Genomic DNA, 16,508 nt, shown 5'->3' with positions numbered 1-16,508 from the left:
ATGGAAACTTGGATGTACCTATCACAAGGTTTTGAGGTTGCTCTTGTTCCTCAAAATATCTTGATCGCCTTAATTGGCTGTTTTATCGGTACTATCGTTGGGATGCTTCCCGGCCTCGGCCCAATTAATGGTGTCGCTATTTTGCTACCGCTGGCCTTTGCACTTAAATTACCGGCCGAGTCTGCATTAATCTTACTCGCCACGGTTTATTTAGGTTGTGAATATGGTGGACGTATCTCATCCATATTACTCAATGTCCCTGGTGATGCCGCTGCAATCATGACCACGCTAGATGGTTACCCAATGGCAAAACAAGGTAAAGGTGGTGTTGCACTGTCAATTTCTGCAGTGAGTTCATTCCTTGGCTCAACGATTGCGATTGTGGGTATTATTTTATTTGCTCCTTTATTAGCGCAATGGTCTTTGGCTTTCGGGCCTGCTGAGTATTTCGCTTTGATGGTTTTTGCTATTGCCTGTTTGGGCAGTATGATGAGCCAAAACCCAATCAAATCACTATTGGCGGCATTAATTGGCTTATCACTTGCTACTGTGGGCGTAGATGCCAACTCTGGGGAATATCGTTTTACCTTTGATAGCGTACATTTATCGGATGGCGTGCAATTTATCGTCGTGGTTATTGGTTTGTTCTCTGTTAGCGAAATTTTATTGATGCTCGAAGGCACGGCAACAGGACAAGGGCTGATCCGTAAAACAGGCAGAATGCTGTTTAATCGCAAAGAGGCCAAAGCGTGTGCTGGCCCTGCTTTACGCTCCTCTTTTATTGGGTTCTTTGTTGGCGTCTTACCAGGTGCCGGCGCCACCATTGCCAGTGCCATAACCTATATGACTGAAAAGAAAATCAGTGGCGAAAAAGGCGATTTTGGTAATGGCGATGTTCGCGGTGTCGCTGCACCAGAAGCAGCCAATAATGCCTCTGCCTGTGGCTCATTTATCCCAATGTTAACCCTTGGCGTTCCGGGGTCGGGGACAACTGCAGTAATGATGGGGGCGCTAACGCTCTATAATATCACCCCAGGCCCAGGTATGTTTACTGAGCAACCTGATATTGTGTGGGGGTTAATTGCGGCTTTATTAATTGCTAACGTAGTTCTGCTCATCATGAATATTCCATTAATTGGCTTATTCACACGGATGCTAACGGTTCCATTATGGTTTTTAGTCCCTGCTATTGCTTGCATTTCTGCTGTCGGGGTATATGCCGTTCACAGTACGACATTTGATTTGTTACTCATGATGGGGCTTGGCGTATTTGGGTTTATTCTACGAAAAATGAACTTCCCATTGTCGCCATTAATCTTAGGGTTTGTATTAGGTGAAATGCTAGAACAAAACTTACGCCGTTCATTATCCATCAGTAATGGAAATTTCGATATTCTTTGGAGCAGTACGATTTCTCAAAGTTTATTAATACTGGCAGTATTAGTGCTAATTCTTCCGCCTATTGTAAAGCGTATTCGTAAACGTAAACAGCCAGCTACTTCATAGTTGATTGTTGTTCATAACATCTCTGTAAAACTTTGCCCCAGTGTGATTTTGGGGCATTTTTTTACTTAAATTGTATATTTCGACTTTATTTTGAATATGTTTAGCACAGCGACTCTTGAGAGCGAAGGACTTGGCTAGCACTGGCTAGCACTTCGTTTCGATAGTTAAAATTAGGCAGTACATGGCCGTTTATCTGTGGCCTATTTGTGTGCTTTTTAGTAAATAATGGGCAAGAAATAAAACAATTTCTCACTCTATAAATCATGTTACTAAATTTCGTGGTAATAATTTTAAGTACATGATGAGTTAAAATATTAAAGTCATTTTTCCAATATCTACATCTTGTGAAATTCATATAACCCCCTAATGTCTTTAATCTCGTCGTCATCATGGCATAAACACCCCACCAAAAATTGCATAAAGTGATGATTTATTATTCGAACAATGAACTACAACTGTTTAATCAGACAAAGACGAGTGAAGAAAGACTTTTGATGAATTATTTTGTTAGACTCATTCATTAAAATATTAAACTTTATGTTCGATAGATTATTTTTTGTCCTTTTTAATATCCAGCCGAAACCGTTAGCGTATACACGTACCATTGATGTCTATGGTGACCGTTACACCATTCATAGCCAAAAGCCCGTAACTATCACGGAAAAAGACAGCGGTTATATCCAAATAAAAGCGCTGGGTAAAATGCATATTTTTTGTGGGAAAATGCTGCATATCAGCGTAAAGAAAAATATCACTTTAGTGACTATTGGCTGGTCGAAAGGCAAAAGTCGAATATTTGAAGTGCGTAAAAATGTGAAAGAAACTGCATGTCGAGTGAATTCAAATAATGCGAGTTCAAGCTACACGCCCCCTTATTATGACAGCACATCCAGTGATGGTAACCACCGCTCAAGTAGCCATTATTGTTCTAATGATAACTCAAGTTCTGATTGTTCATCATCCGATTCAGGGGGAAGTGATGGAGATTAGTTAATTTAGTTAAACAGCGTGGTTACCAGTATATTGCTTCTCTTCTAGTACCATATTAATGTCACGATATTGCTCCAAAAAATATTGTTTAATCACTCTGTTTTTTTCAAAATAATCCTTTCTTCCAGCATATGCTTTCGCAAGCATCTTAAATGCTGCTTGTTTAATCCCAAGATATTTATTGTCAATTGTCGATATTGAACTAAAAACACTTTTATAATTGGTGCTATCACTACCAAATAGGCTATTCATAACAGTATCACTCAAATTATCATAATCAATATCTAGAGTTATTTTAGCACCCTTTAAATTAGCATTGGTAAAATTGTAATCAACATCTACCTTAACTGGGATTTTAATCTGTGTATTTTCAGCTATTGCATCAGAAAAATTCGCTCTTAGCAAAGGCATGTTGTTGCTTGTATCCACAACTGTGTTCGATAGATTTGAACCTGAAAAATCAATATTTGCACTACTAATATGAATAGTTCCATCATAGGTACTATTAAGTAAAAGTTTTGACATATCCTCAGCAGTTATTATTTTATTTGAATAATCATAGTATGCTGCAAGCCTATCTAATTTATGTTCTGATTTAATTTGTATAAGGGGACTACTTCTCAACTCTTTGGTATTTGATTTTTCTGTATTAATACTTATAAAGCTATTTATAATATTAATTTGCTTTGTAATTTTCTCTTTATTTTCCGATTCAATATCCCACCCATACTGACTGTATGTATTATTTATTTTAGAAATTACCATGCTAAGTAAATTTTTCTTATTGGCTTCGGATGGATTTTTCTTATAGACTTCAAGCATCTTGCTAGAACTATTGTTGAGTTTATAAATGAGAGTTTTAATACCCATAACTTATTCCTATATCAATTAACTTTATTTATTTGATATATACTCCCATATTAAACATATTAATTATTTAATAAAACAACGATGAAATGATCAATTACTTTCACATAAAAAAACGAGAACCGAAGTTCTCGTTTATTCAATTAGTTAATCTGATACAAATTATGCTTTGTATTTGCTCATCACTAATGTGGCGTTAGTTCCACCGAAACCGAAACTGTTAGACATGACTGTTTCCAGCGCTTGCTCCGTTGGTTTAGTCACGATATTCAGGCCCGCTGCTTTCTCATCTAGATTTTCGACGTTAATGCTTGGTGCAATAAAGCCGTGTTCTAACATCAGCAAGCTGTAAATTGCTTCGTGGACACCCGCAGCACCTAATGAGTGACCGCTCATCGCTTTCGTTGCAGAAATTGCAGGAGAGTTAGCACCAAACACTTCCTGGATAGCTTCTAACTCTTTGGTGTCACCCACTGGCGTTGATGTACCGTGTGTATTGATATAATCAATTTTATCGACACCTTGCATTGCCATTTGCATACAGCGCACAGCACCTTCTCCTGATGGCGCAACCATGTCTGCACCGTCAGATGTAGCACCATAGCCAACGATTTCAGCATAGATATGCGCACCACGTGCTAACGCATGCTCTAACTCTTCAACGACGACGATACCGCCACCACCTGCGATAACGAAACCATCACGGTCTTTATCGTAAGTTCTTGATGCTTTGTCTGGCGTTTCATTATACTTTGTGGACAATGCGCCCATCGCATCAAACTCACAGGTCATTTCCCAGCTCAGTTCTTCACCACCACCCGCAAAAACCACATCCTGTTTGCCTAATTGGATCAATTCAACGGCATGGCCGATGCAGTGCGCTGATGTTGAACAAGCAGAACTAATTGAGTAGTTTACACCTTTGATTTTAAACGGTGTTGCTAAACAAGCAGAAATACCCGATGCCATTGCACGAGTCACCATATATGGGCCTACACCACGTAAACCTTTAGCACGCATACCGTCAGAACCCGCAACTTGATTACGTGGAGAACCACCACCGGAACCAACAACGATACCTGTACGTAAATTTGAAACTTGTTCTTCTGTTAAACCTGAATCCGCAACCGCTTGTTCCATTGATAAATAAGCATAGGCGGAGCAATCACTCATAAAACGGAAAATTTTACGGTCGATTAAGTCTTTCGGGTCTAAATTTTTGACATTACCCCAGACATGGCTACGTAGCCCTGCCTCTTTGAATTCTTCTGAGAAAGTGATCCCGGAACGACCTTCCTTCAAAGAAGCCAGTACTTCTTCCTGGTTATTACCAAGGCTGGAAACAATACCTAGACCAGTGATGACTGCACGCTTCATTCGTTACCTCATGACTATAATTATATGATTGCGGGATTACAGGTTGTCACTTTAGCTTACACTTGTACGCTGAACAAGTCCGATCAGGGTAAATATTTGTATTTTTTTCTTTGTGACGGGAATGAGTCTTTTTTATGACGGTAGCCTTACACCGATATCAGCGGTAAAATTTAGGAATTATATAAACAATGTAGGCTTATCGTGAAAAAGAACGCTGTACAAACCGCACGCCTAAGTTGGAATGACGAAGGCACTCCTATGTCTGAACAGTTTGCAGATATCTATTTTTCTAACCAAAATGGCTTAGAAGAAGCTCGCCATGTTTTTTTGCAAGGAAATCATTTTCCTGACCGCTTTGCGACGCACCCTCTTGCAACCTGTGTGATTGCCGAAACAGGGTTTGGTACGGGTTTGAATTTTTTAGCATTGTGGCAATCTTTTAAGCAGTTTAAAACCGAAAACCCAAACGCAACATTACAGCAATTACATTTCATCAGTTTCGAAAAATACCCTTTAACAAAAACAGATTTAATCGCTGCACATCGCTGCTGGCCTGAACTTGCTGGCTTATCGCAAATCCTTTGTGAAAGTTGGCCGCAAGCCTTACCGGGTAATCAGCGGCTCATTTTAGAAAATGGCCATATCATATTAGATTTATGGTTTGGCGATGTTAATGAGCAAATATCTTTACTAAAAAGCAACTTAAACAATAAGATAGATGCTTGGTTTTTAGATGGTTTCGCACCCTCAAAAAATCCCGAAATGTGGAGTGAACAGCTGTTCACTAACATGACAACATTAGCTCGCCTTAATGGGACTTTTGCGACATTTACCGTGGCAGGTACGGTCAAGAGAGGACTGCAACAAGCTGGTTTCACCCTTAAAAAAGTCAAAGGCTTTGGTAACAAGCGAGAAATGTTAACCGGAGTATTAGCTGAAAAAGAAATTAATATCCCAACCCCTTGGTTCGCAAGACGAAAAGCAGACAACCCAACGGATGTTGCTATCATTGGCGGTGGGCTCGCCAGTTTAACGGCAGCCTACGCACTTCATAAGCGCGGTGCTAAAGTCACCTTATACTGCCAAGATGCCCAAGTTGCACAAAATGCTTCAGGCAATCGCCAAGGGGCTATTTATCCCTTACTCACAGGCAATAACGATCCACTTGAGCGCTTTTTTGTCAGCGCTTTCCCTTTTGCTTCTCGCTTTTACCATCAATTGGCGAAACAGGGGATCGTATTTGAGGGGCAATGGTGCGGTGTCAGCCAATTAGCGTATAACGACAAAGTAGCTCGTAAAATAGCGGGAATGTTAGAAACCAAGTGGCCTGACGATTTTGCTATTGGTAAGAATCGTCTACAACTGAGTGATATTTGCGGTGTTGATGTCAACCATGATGGCATTCATTATGCGTCTGGAGGATGGCTTTGCCCTGCCCAATTTTGTGAGAGTTTGCGGCAATATTTGCAGCAGAAAGGCGTTACCTTCTGTTTTGAACATAATGTGGTGGAATTAAAACAAACTGAACAAGATTGGCAATTATTGATTGAAACCGCGCCGCAAAAAGAGCTAACACGTGTTCACTCAACTGTCATTATTGCCAATGGGCACAAACTGCGCCAATTTGCTCAAACCATCAATTTACCTATCTCACCTGTGCGTGGGCAAGTGAGCCACATTCCTACCAATCACACCCTACAACAACTGAAAAATGTTCTGTGCTTTGAAGGGTATTTAACCCCTGCCGATGCCTCTGGTACACAACATTGCTTAGGTGCTAGCTACCAACGTGAGCGACTCGATTTAGATTATAGTGAGGAAGAGCAACAAGGAAACCGCCAAAAACTGATTGATAACCTACCTGATGTAACTTGGCCTAGGGATATCGACATCTCACAACAACATTCACGCCAAGGTATTCGTTGTGTTATTCGCGACCACTTTCCCTTATTAGGCAATGTGCCTGATTTTGAACAACATCTGGCGCATTACCATGATTTACCCAGCAAAATTGCCAAAGAGCAGCCTATTGCACTAGCGCCTGTGCACCCAAATTTATTTATTTTTGGGGCATTAGGGTCAAGAGGGTTATCCACTGCCCCCCTTTGTGCGGAATTGCTGGCTGCTCAAATTTTTGGGCAAATACTCCCGCTCGACGATGAAACCCTTGCAGAATTGAACCCAAACCGTTTTTGGGTAAGGAAATTATTATTAGGTCGCCCTATTAAACTCCCTTATTAATACCTTATGTTAATGAGATAGCCATTGCACAACGGTCTTCAGCGGCAAACCCCGCCTCGACTTCAGACTGTAAAATAGCCTGTAACTCGGTGGTTAACTCATTAATTGCAAGAATTTTAAAACCTAAGCGTTGGTAATAAGGTGTATTCCAAGGCACATCACGGCAAGTGGTCAATGTCACTACCGTGATATTCCGTGCCAAAGCGGCATCAAGAACCTGCTTAATCAGCTTTTTACCCAAACCCTGCCCTTGCCATTGCTGGCAGACAGAAACCTCACAAATATGTAGGCTAGTATGATGATCTTCAGCATTGATAAAACCAATTGGTTCATCGCAATCATTCACCGCAACCCATTCTAATTGCTCGGAAATAAAATCGAGGTGGTCTTGCTCTGTTTGCCCATCACCTTCGGCAAGCCATTGATATTTTTCGATACTCGTGAATGTCTGCCCTGCAGAAATTTCCACGGCAGGAAGATGTTTGGCATCGAAGGGGGTTGCTAAACGAATATTCGCCATAATTTTTACTCACAACAAAATTTAGCTAACAAAAAAGCGGGTTTCCCCGCTTTCAATGTATAACATTACAAATTAAATTGCGTTATTTAATAAGTTTTTCCACATATCTAATACCAGTACTTGGTCTGGTGGTGTCAATTCGCCAGCTTTGATGGCATTTTGAATACTGACTTCGACACGTTGATATAATGCTTCAGAGCTGGTTTCGTTTTCTTCTTCCAGCTCAGCTACAGCAAGGGTTAAGTGACCACGCAAATAGCCGCCAGCGAAGAGTTCATCATCACTCGCGTGCTCAACCATATCATCAATCTTCGTTAGTATGCGTGTTTCTAAATCCGCAAGCATGCTTAATCCTTACTTAAATGTGTGTTCATTAGGCAAAAATATCTTCCGGATAAGGAAAAGCTTCTGCACAAAGAGGTGGCGTATTGTAAAACAATTGTAACGCATTAATAAAGCGTAATGGGCGTTCAGGGATACCATTTTCTAAATAAAGCATCACTTGCGCATGAACTTTGCGCATAAACGCAATGCGGTCAGGCTCAAAATCCCCTTCTAAGTTGTCACAACTGACATTAAATGGAATGCCAACAGCAACACAAAACAGCCAATCTAGCGCTTGAGGTTTAATCTCTACCACTTCAAACTCACACTGTGTTTTTTCATCTCGACCGTCTGGGCAATACCAATAGCCGTAATCGACTTGCTGGCGCCTTGCTTCCCCTGCGATACACCAATGTGAGATTTCATGCAGCGCACTGGTGAAAAAACCGTGTGCAAATACGATACGGTGATAAGGCACAGCCTCATCAGCAGGTAAATAAATGGGTTCATCATCCCCTTTTACCAGCCTGGTGTTATATGTCACACCAAAACATTCATCAAAGATATTGATTAGATCCTGATAATTATGTGTACTCATGAATAATTTAAATCATCTTAAAATAATGAGAGAAACCAAGCTTTAATCACGTCACCATGGCTATCATGGAGTAACTTAATACTCATCAGTAACGAAATCACCACGATCATTGGCCTGATCAGTTTTTGTCCTTTGGTTAAGACCAAACGCGCACCTAAACGAGCGCCAACCATTTGGCCGATTAGCATAACAAAACCTAAGGCCCAAAGAACATGACCCCCGATAATAAAGAATACTAAAGAGCCAAAATTAGAGGCAAAATTAAGTAACTTCGCGTGGGCGGTGGCTTTAGCAAGATTATAGCCGAGCAGCAGAACATAGCCTAACGCCAAAAATGAACCGGTTCCGGGGCCAAATGCACCATCATAAAAACCCAGTGTCATCCCAATTGCCACCCCGAAAAATGGCATGCTGATACGTTGTTGGCGGTCTTGCACACCGATTGATGGCGTTAATAAAAAGTATAAACCGACACAAATCACCAAGATAGGCAACAGTTGTTTTAAGAACGCGGTATCAATCATTTGAATGACAATCGCACCCAACATGGCACCAATCATGGTCATAATGAACGGAAACAATTGTTCTCGTAAATCTATAGCTTTGCGCCTGACAAAATAGAGTGTTGAAGAAAACGAACCGCCAACAGCTTGCAATTTATTGGTTGCTAACGCTTCAACTGGTGTGATTCCCACGGATAACAGAGCTGGGATCGTTAATAGCCCACCACCACCCGCGATGGAGTCAATAAACCCTGCAAATAGCGCAACAAAGAAGAGTAAAGCGTAAACTTCAGGAGCAACGGCTGTTAGCCAATCCATTTTACTATCCAAAGAGAAGAAATATCATGATGTTGATGTGAATATATCGCCAAACAGCTTTGGTAATATCACAACCTAGATGAGGTATTTTTAGGAGGCTTCATCCGAACCTTCATCATCAACAAAGCGACCTACTAGGCCGCTTTGTTGTCACTACATAAAACACAGTAAAACCGATTATTCAAACGGTTTCATTGCTGGCGTTACATCCGAGCACTGACCACGATGACGTAAATAGTGGTCCATTAGAACAATCGCCATCATTGCTTCTGCTATCGGCACTGCACGAATTCCCACACAAGGGTCATGACGCCCTTTGGTGATCATTTCAACTTCTTCGCCATCACGGTTGAGTGTTTTACCTGAAACGGTAATACTGGATGTCGGTTTTAACGCAATATGCGCAATAATAGGCTGGCTACTGCTAATACCGCCTAAGATACCGCCTGCATGGTTTGATGTGAAACCATTACGGGTAATTTCATCACGGTTTTCACTGCCTTTGAGCGCAATAACACCGAAGCCATCACCAATTTCCACACCTTTCACCGCGTTAATACTCATCAACGCGTGAGCGAGATCGGCATCTAAACGGTCAAATACCGGCTCACCTAAGCCCGCAGGCACATGCTCTGCAATAACGGTAATTTTAGCGCCAATCGAATCACCTTCTTTCTTTAAACCGCGCAATAACTCGTCAAGAGCCTCTAATTTGCTAGGATCTGGACAAAAGAATGGATTTTCTTCGACAATTGACCAGTCTTTAATTTCACATGCGACTGATCCCATTTGTGTTAAGCATCCATGAATTTGCACGCCAAGCTTTTCTTGTAAATACTTTTTCGCAATCGCACCTGCTGCAACACGCATTGCCGTTTCACGTGCTGATGAGCGACCACCACCACGATAATCACGCTGACCATACTTTTGTTCATATGTGTAATCTGCATGGCCGGGCCTAAACACGTCTTTGATTGCACCATAATCTTGCGAACGTTGGTCAGTGTTTTCAATGAGTAAGCCAATGCTAGTTCCGGTTGTCACACCATTAAAGACACCCGATAAAATCTTCACTTGATCAGGTTCACGGCGCGCAGTCGTATAACGTGATGTTCCCGGGCGACGACGGTCTAAATCTTTTTGTAAATCGGCTTCTGTCAATGCTAAACCTGGGGGAACCCCATCGACGATGCAACCTAATGCAATGCCATGTGACTCGCCAAATGTGGTCACACGAAACAGTTGCCCAATTGAATTTCCTGCCATCGGAGTTTCCTATTCTAAGCCATTCTTGTTTTATCAAGAATTTTGGTTGTTAATTATTATATCGTTGTGTCGTTATTATTGATTACATGATCTTAGAACATCACGCAACTGTTGATTAATCGATATAAAGCTCAAAATGTGCGTGATGCTCAACAAGTTGTTCACGAGTTAACATAAACACACCATCACCGCCGTATTCGAAGTCCAGCCAAATAAATGGAATTTCAGGATATTGTTCAATCAGATGAACCATGCTGTTACCCACTTCGCACACTAACACCCCTTCTTCCGTCAGAAAACGCGGTGCATTCGCTAAAATACGACGCACCAGTTTCAAACCATCACTTCCGGCAGCAAGTGCTAATTCAGGTTCGACACGAAACTCTTCTGGTAAATCGTCCATATCTTCCGCATCAACATACGGTGGATTTGTCACGATCAGGTCATATTTGACCTCTGGCATATCACGGAATAAGTCAGAGCGAATCGGTATCACCCGGTGATCTAAACCATGATTAGCAATATTTTGCTCAGCAACGCTTAGCACATCACTTGAAATATCAACCGCATCGACTTCTGCATCAGGGAATTCATAAGCACAAGCAATCGCAATACAACCACTTCCGGTACATAAATCAAGAATAGTTTGAGGTTCATCCGCCACTAAGCCAACAAAGTGATTATTGATTAATTCACCAATTGGCGAGCGAGGGATAAGCACTCGTTCATCAACATAAAATTCATGGCCACAGAACCATGAGCGATTAGTCAGATATGCAACCGGAATACGATCATTAATACGTCGCAAGACACGCTCAATAATGCGGTGGCGTTCTGTTGGCGTTAAGCGGGATGTTAATAGTTCATCGGGCAGGTCTAGAGGCAAGTAAAGTGTTGGTAACACCAATTGTAGCGCCTCATCCCATGGGTTATCTGTACCGTGACCATAGTACACATTGGCAGCATTAAAGCGGCTCATTGTCCAACGTAAAATATCTTGAATGGTATGAAGTTCTGCAACGGCTTCATCAACGAAAATCTTTTCCAAGAAGGGGTTCTCCAGCCTGTATTTTGAAAGGGAATATATGAATAGCTAAAGTTTGCCACGAAGTGAAAGACAAATCAGCAGATTAATGTAATAAAATTTGCTGAGGAAATCTGGTTATCGCGCTTATTGAAGCATATTTGGTCGTAAAAACGCCCTTTATTTTAGCTAAAGGGCGTGAAGAAAAATAACCAGTTCAGTAAAGAAGTCACGATACTAACTTTCGTTTTGCAGTACCACTTCCGCCTCTTTCGCTGGCTTTTTTACCCAAAGTGCATAGGCGATAGTCAGTAATACTAACCAAACAACGCCGACATATAATGCAATTCGTGTCGATTCAAAATATCCCAAAACACCAAAAACAAATACCATAAATGCGATGGCTAAAATAGGAGCAACAGGCCACATAGGTACAGGAAATTTTAATTGGCTAATTTCTTCTGGCGACATTTTTTTGCGCATTGCAAACTGCGACAGTAAGATCATCAACCATACCCAAATCGTTGCAAACGTCGCAATTGACGCAATCACCACAAACACATCATCAGGGATGACATAGTTCAATACCACACCCACCAGCAATACCGCGACCATCACTAATACCGTCATCCAAGGCACACCATTTTTTGTCAGCTTAGTAAAGGCTTTCGGTGCTTGTCCTTCATGTGCCATGCCATACATCATACGCCCAGCACCAAAGATATCGCTGTTAATTGCCGAAATTGCCGCAGTGATCACCACAATATTTAAGATATTCGCTGCAGATTGAATACCTAAACTATCGAAAATTTGCACAAACGGGCTACCTTGCTGCCCAATTTGGTTCCATGGGTAAATGCACATCAAGACAAATAAAGTCAGGACATAAAACAGTAAGATACGAATTGGCACGGCATTAATCGCTCTTGGAATCGTGGTTTCAGGGTTTTTCGCTTCACTCGCTGTAATGCCAATAACTTCAATTCCCCCGAACGCAAACATCACCACGGCAAAGGACGCAATCACTCCACCAATACCATTTGGCATAAACCCATCGTGAATAAATAAGTTTGATACCCCAACCGCATGATCAGCCGCTTGGCCAAAACCAAACATCATAATAGCGGCACCACCAACAATCATCGCAATAATCGCGATAACTTTAATGATTGACAGCCAAAATTCCATTTCGCCGAAAGTTTTCACATGGCATAGGTTTATTGCACCAATAAAGAAAATAATGCTCAATACCCAGATCCACTGCGCAACCTCAGGAAACCACAGTTTCATATACACACCAAATGCTGTCACGTCCGCCAAGCAAACAATGAGCATTTCAAAAACATAAGTCCAACCCGCAAAAAAACCAGCTCTAGCCCCTAAATAATGGCTAGCGTACTGTGAGAACGATCCCGCAAGTGGCCGGTGGACGGCCATTTCACCCAGTGCTCTCATGACCATAAATACAGCGGCACCGCCGATAATATAAGCGAGTAATACCGCAGGCCCAGCGGTTTCTATTGCTTTAGCTGAACCATAAAATAAACCTGTACCAATCGCAGAACCTAAAGCCATAAATCGAATGTGACGCGCAGAAAGCCCTCGCGCAAGTTGTGATGTGCTTTGCATGATTTATCCTTCGTATTATTTTATTGTCGTGCAGATAAATACTTCAGGTGGCCAGTACATTGCCGACCACCTTTTATTTGCTTGATAAACTAGTTAGGGAAAACAGCGCCAGCCTTGAACAGCGCAGACAGTTTATATTGGTTAATTAAATTAATTGCCGCTTCAATATCAGGGGCAAAATAACGGTCTTTATCATAGTAAGCCACTTGGTCACGCAGTGTTTTACGTGCCTTCTCCAAGGTTTCACTCGACTTCAAACCTTCACGGAAATCCATTCCCTGACACGCTGAAAGCCATTCAATAGCTAAAATACCCGTGACATTTTTTGCCATTTCCCATAAACGACGACCCGCCGCAGGCGCCATCGATACGTGGTCTTCTTGGTTGGCTGATGTCGGCAGGCTATCAACACTCGAAGGGTGGGCTAATGCTTTGTTTTCACTCGCTAATGCAGCCGCAGTGACTTGAGCTATCATAAATCCTGAGTTAACCCCTCCGTTATTCACTAAGAAAGGTGGCAACTGTGACATATGGGTATCCATCAGTAATGCAATGCGACGTTCGGATAACGCACTGATTTCTGCTAATGCCAGCGCAATATTATCGGCTGCCATAGCAACAGGTTCTGCATGGAAGTTACCGCCTGAAATAATATCGCCATTATCGGTAAAGACTAACGGGTTATCCGACACAGCATTCGATTCAATTAATATCACTTCAGCAGCTTGGCGAATTTGGGTTAAACAAGCGCCCATCACTTGCGGCTGACAACGTAATGAATAGGGGTCTTGCACTTTCACACAGTTTTCATGGGACTTCGCCAATTCACTGGTCGGTGATAAAACATCACGGAACATCGCCGCAACATCAATTTGCCCTTTTTGTCCTCGAACCTCTTGAACTCGAGCATCGAAGGGTTTGCGAGAGCCCAGTGTGGCTTCAACACTCAGCGCACCACAAACAATGCCAGATAGCAGCAATTTTTCTGCCTCAAATAACCCTTTCAACGCGAAAGCCGTCGATGTTTGCGTGCCGTTTAATAAGGCTAAACCTTCTTTGGCTTCCAATTTTAGAGGTGCTAACCCCGCTTTTTCTAACGCTTTTTTCGCTGAAATCCATTTGCCTTCATAACGCGCCTTTCCTTCGCCTAACAGAATTAAACTCATATGAGCCAATGGTGCTAAGTCGCCAGAAGCCCCCACTGACCCCTTCGCAGGAATAAATGGATAAACTTGCGCATTCACTAATGCGATCAAGGCATTAATAACTTCAAGGCGGATCCCTGAAAAACCACGAGCTAAGCTATTAATTTTGAGTACCATGATTAAGCGCACGAGGTCATCATCTAACGGTTCACCCACACCAGCAGCGTGAGACATCACAATAGATCGTTGTAATGATTGCAAATCTTTAGTCGCAATACGCGTATTAGCAAGTAAACCAAAGCCGGTATTGATACCATAAGCGGTTCTATCTTCTTCAATAATTTTATTGACCGTCGCAACACTTTTCTCGATAGCACCGTGAGCGCGTTTATCTAATGCCACTGTTACCGATTGTTGGAAAACAATACGCAGGTCTTCGAGTGTCATTTTTCCTGGGTGAATAGTTAACTTAGTCATTAATGGCACTCCTTAACGTGTTTTAATCATCGGTAAATTAAGATTTTTTTCCTGCGCACATGCGATAGCTATGTCATAGCCTGCATCGGCATGGCGCATGACACCAGTTGCAGGGTCATTGTGCAGTACTCGGGCAATGCGCTCTGCTGCTTCATCCGTTCCATCACACACAATTACCACTCCAGAATGCTGAGAGAAGCCCATACCTACGCCACCACCGTGATGTAAAGATACCCACGTCGCCCCACTGGCTGTGTTTAATAACGCATTGAGTAATGGCCAGTCTGAAACTGCATCAGAACCATCTTTCATTGATTCCGTTTCACGATTTGGGCTGGCCACTGAACCTGAATCTAGGTGATCACGGCCGATAACAATCGGCGCTGAAACCTCACCGCTTCTTACCATCTCATTGAATGCCAAACCTAATTTAGCGCGATCCCCAAGGCCAACCCAGCAAATACGCGCTGGCAACCCTTGGAAACTAATACGTTCACGAGCCATATCCAACCAGCGATGCAAGTGCTTATCATCCGGCAGCAGCTCTTTCACTTTCGCATCTGTTTTATAGATATCTTCAGGATCTCCTGATAACGCAACCCAGCGGAATGGACCAACACCGCGACAAAATAGCGGGCGGATATAAGCAGGTACAAAACCGGGGAAATCAAACGCATTTTCTACGCCCATTTCCAGTGCCATTTGGCGGATATTGTTTCCATAATCAAAGGTGGGAATGCCTTGCTGTTTAAATGCCAGCATCGCTTTAACATGTTCAGCCATAGATTTTTTTGCAGCCAATGCAGTGGCTTGCGGGTCTTGAACACTGCGTTCACGGTACTCTTCCCAGCTCATACCAATGGGTAAGTAACCATTCAAAGGGTCATGAGCACTTGTCTGATCGGTCACCATATCCGGTTTCACCCCACGTTTGACAAGCTCAGGAAGAATTTCAGCGGCATTGGCGCATAGTGCAATAGAAATGGCTTTTCCTTCCGATGTGTATTTTTTCAGACGCGCTAACGCATCATCAAGGTCAGTCGCTTGTTCATCCACATAGTGAGTTCTTAAACGGAAATCGATACGGCTTTGTTGGCACTCAATGTTCAATGAGCAGGCCCCCGCCAGTGTGGCAGCAAGAGGTTGGGCTCCCCCCATTCCACCAAGCCCTGCAGTTAAGACCCAACGCCCAGTTAAATCACCGTTAAAGTGCTGGCGAGCGGCTTCCACAAAGGTTTCATACGTTCCTTGAACAATGCCTTGGCTGCCGATATAGATCCAGCTACCTGCGGTCATTTGCCCATACATGGCAAGGCCTTTCGCATCTAATTCATTGAAATGCTCCCAGTTTGCCCAATGTGGTACCAGATTTGAATTGGCGATTAAAACACGTGGCGCATTTTCATGGGTTTTGAAAACACCGACAGGCTTACCTGACTGAACCAGTAGTGTTTCATCGCTCTCGAGCTGCTTCAGGGACTCGACAATTTGGTCATAGCATTGCCAATTACGTGCTGCACGCCCAATACCGCCATATACCACTAATTCATGAGGGTTTTCTGCAACATCTGGGTCAAGGTTATTCATTAACATGCGTAATGGGGCTTCTGTCAGCCAACTTTTGGCATTTAATGTATTCCCTCTCGGTGCCCTAATTTCGATATTTCGATATTTATTATTCAATGCTGTCACTTGTATACCCTCTTTTATCTGTCCATTAGCT

Annotated in this window: 14 protein-coding genes; 3 read left to right on the top strand and 11 right to left on the bottom strand. The window is 42.5% G+C overall.

Annotated elements, in window-relative coordinates; translation table 11 throughout:
* Together PR725_RS04695 and PR725_RS04690 are read left to right on the top strand one after the other, a co-directional pair.
* Entirely contained in the window at window positions 1-1,506 is a 1,506-nt protein-coding gene (locus PR725_RS04695; RefSeq protein WP_196718719.1) for a tripartite tricarboxylate transporter permease, read from the top strand.
* A 537-nt stretch (window positions 1,507-2,043) separates the two neighbouring features.
* Window positions 2,044-2,496, top strand: coding sequence for a hypothetical protein (locus PR725_RS04690; RefSeq protein ID WP_211889071.1), 453 nt, complete (start codon window positions 2,044-2,046; stop codon window positions 2,494-2,496).
* A 9-nt stretch (window positions 2,497-2,505) separates the two neighbouring features.
* Here PR725_RS04690 and PR725_RS04685 read toward each other — a convergent pair whose 3' ends face one another.
* Together PR725_RS04685 and fabB are read right to left on the bottom strand one after the other, a co-directional pair.
* The gene (locus PR725_RS04685) at window positions 2,506-3,366 is read right to left on the bottom strand and encodes a hypothetical protein (protein ID WP_004912361.1); all 861 of its coding nucleotides are present in this window, start codon (window positions 3,364-3,366) and stop codon (window positions 2,506-2,508) included.
* Between the two features lie 159 nt (window positions 3,367-3,525).
* Window positions 3,526-4,740, bottom strand: a complete 1,215-nt coding sequence (gene fabB, locus PR725_RS04680) for a beta-ketoacyl-ACP synthase I (protein ID WP_109911533.1) — start codon at window positions 4,738-4,740, stop codon at window positions 3,526-3,528.
* Between the two features lie 201 nt (window positions 4,741-4,941).
* Here fabB and mnmC point away from each other — a divergent pair, with 201 nt between their 5' ends.
* Window positions 4,942-6,981 carry a bifunctional tRNA (5-methylaminomethyl-2-thiouridine)(34)-methyltransferase MnmD/FAD-dependent 5-carboxymethylaminomethyl-2-thiouridine(34) oxidoreductase MnmC gene (mnmC, locus tag PR725_RS04675; protein WP_272567831.1) on the top strand — a complete coding sequence of 680 codons (2,040 nt, stop codon included), beginning with the start codon at window positions 4,942-4,944 and terminating at the stop codon, window positions 6,979-6,981.
* Window positions 6,982-6,985: 4 nt separating this feature from the next.
* Here mnmC and PR725_RS04670 read toward each other — a convergent pair whose 3' ends face one another.
* The 9 genes from PR725_RS04670 to hutU all read right to left on the bottom strand — a co-directional run bounded on the left by PR725_RS04670 (window position 6,986) and on the right by hutU (window position 16,477).
* Window positions 6,986-7,501 carry a GNAT family N-acetyltransferase gene (locus PR725_RS04670; protein WP_272567828.1) on the bottom strand — a complete coding sequence of 172 codons (516 nt, stop codon included), beginning with the start codon at window positions 7,499-7,501 and terminating at the stop codon, window positions 6,986-6,988.
* A gap of 72 nt (window positions 7,502-7,573) precedes the next feature.
* Window positions 7,574-7,846: a YfcL family protein gene (locus PR725_RS04665; protein WP_004257217.1), complete on the bottom strand. Its 273-nt coding sequence runs from the start codon at window positions 7,844-7,846 to the stop codon at window positions 7,574-7,576.
* A gap of 28 nt (window positions 7,847-7,874) precedes the next feature.
* Complete coding sequence (locus PR725_RS04660; protein ID WP_109911530.1) at window positions 7,875-8,423, bottom strand: elongation factor P hydroxylase; 549 nt, start codon at window positions 8,421-8,423, stop codon at window positions 7,875-7,877.
* Between the two features lie 17 nt (window positions 8,424-8,440).
* A complete protein-coding gene (locus PR725_RS04655) occupies window positions 8,441-9,244 on the bottom strand; it encodes a TSUP family transporter (RefSeq protein WP_004912371.1) in 804 nt (267 codons plus the stop codon).
* A gap of 177 nt (window positions 9,245-9,421) precedes the next feature.
* On the bottom strand, window positions 9,422-10,510 hold the full coding sequence (gene aroC / locus PR725_RS04650; protein WP_109911529.1) for a chorismate synthase: 1,089 nt from the start codon (window positions 10,508-10,510) through the stop codon (window positions 9,422-9,424).
* A 115-nt stretch (window positions 10,511-10,625) separates the two neighbouring features.
* Window positions 10,626-11,558 carry a 50S ribosomal protein L3 N(5)-glutamine methyltransferase gene (gene prmB / locus PR725_RS04645; RefSeq protein ID WP_004912375.1) on the bottom strand — a complete coding sequence of 311 codons (933 nt, stop codon included), beginning with the start codon at window positions 11,556-11,558 and terminating at the stop codon, window positions 10,626-10,628.
* A gap of 213 nt (window positions 11,559-11,771) precedes the next feature.
* Window positions 11,772-13,163 (bottom strand): amino acid permease, encoded by a 1,392-nt coding sequence (locus tag PR725_RS04640; RefSeq protein ID WP_004912378.1) that lies wholly within the window; start codon window positions 13,161-13,163, stop codon window positions 11,772-11,774.
* 89 nt (window positions 13,164-13,252) lie between these two features.
* Window positions 13,253-14,785, bottom strand: a complete 1,533-nt coding sequence (hutH, locus tag PR725_RS04635; protein WP_272567821.1) for a histidine ammonia-lyase — start codon at window positions 14,783-14,785, stop codon at window positions 13,253-13,255.
* Between the two features lie 12 nt (window positions 14,786-14,797).
* Entirely contained in the window at window positions 14,798-16,477 is a 1,680-nt protein-coding gene (gene hutU / locus PR725_RS04630; protein ID WP_109911527.1) for a urocanate hydratase, read from the bottom strand.
* Between the last annotated feature and the right edge of the window lie 31 nt (window positions 16,478-16,508).

The sequence above is a fragment of the Providencia sp. PROV255 genome (genome assembly GCF_028478065.1).
Taxonomy (GTDB): domain Bacteria; phylum Pseudomonadota; class Gammaproteobacteria; order Enterobacterales; family Enterobacteriaceae; genus Providencia; species Providencia rettgeri.
This window is presented reverse-complemented; position numbering and strand designations above follow the sequence as displayed.